Genomic DNA, 1,022 nt, shown 5'->3' on the forward strand with positions numbered 1-1,022 from the left:
TAAGTAGATAAGTAGATAAGTATTTATAAATTATATAAAAATATATTTAATAAAAAATAAACAATGAATAGTAATTTTGTTTTTAGAAAATAACCATTTATTGCAAATATGAAAGCGATATTTTATTAAATCTATTGTTTATGGCAATTATCTAGTAAAAACGAAGTGTTGTTTTGCTTGGCGAAAATATAAGGTAGCCCATCAATGTAATTTAAATAATATCAATTAAAAGAAACCATGCCTATTTTGTAGGCATAGTTTTGTGATATAATTTAAAAAGTATTTTTAATGTTAAATATCAAATAAAGTTTTATTGAGAATAGTGCTTAGATTTTTGGCATTTTCATTAGAGAGCTTGCTGTTTCGTTTTTGCCAATAAGCTATGAGTTCTTCTGGCTGGATAAGGGGGAATTGCACCATTATATACACACGATGATTAGTTTTATCCACAAATCTTTTAGCAACGATAGATTGAGACACTAGAAAATCAACGATTTTAAATAGGTCATTGACATTTTCAGTTTTAGCGTTGAGTGCCTCATAGATACGCTTACGCATTTTTCTAGCGACTAGAATAGATTCTAAAGCGTTATAAGCGTTTAGTTTGGCTCTCAAAAAGGCGATTTTTTCTGCATTCTGTTCGGCAGATAGCTTTTCGTTATAAGGGATATAGCTAGAGTAGAAATCACTTCTCTCGCTTACAATGGATGCAGAGCCAACATACTGATTGCGAGGGTTATCAAAATTAAATAAATTGGTTTTGAGCCACTCTGGATAGATTATGGTATCGTGCAATTTTTCAGCGTGAGCTACATGGTTTAAGATTCCTAAATTTAGAAGGACGCATAAGCTTAGAGTTTTAAGATTTTTCATCAAAAATCCTTAATATAATAAAATTTTTCATAGCTATAAACAATGATAAATTTTTATTATCATTTATTAAAGCTAGAACTAAATACTACAATAATTTAATTTAATAAAAGTTAATAGAATTTATAAGATGATAGATAGATAGATAGATA

At 28.1% G+C, this 1,022-nt stretch carries 1 protein-coding gene; it reads right to left on the reverse strand.

Going from position 1 to position 1,022, the window contains the following annotated elements; translation table 11 throughout:
* Window positions 1-291: 291 nt before the first annotated feature.
* Window positions 292-873, reverse strand: coding sequence for a hypothetical protein (locus C6H25_RS08525; protein ID WP_104748986.1), 582 nt, complete (start codon window positions 871-873; stop codon window positions 292-294).
* Window positions 874-1,022: the final 149 nt, after the last annotated feature.

Source organism: Helicobacter cetorum (genome assembly GCF_900198405.1).
Lineage (GTDB): Bacteria > Campylobacterota > Campylobacteria > Campylobacterales > Helicobacteraceae > Helicobacter > Helicobacter cetorum_C.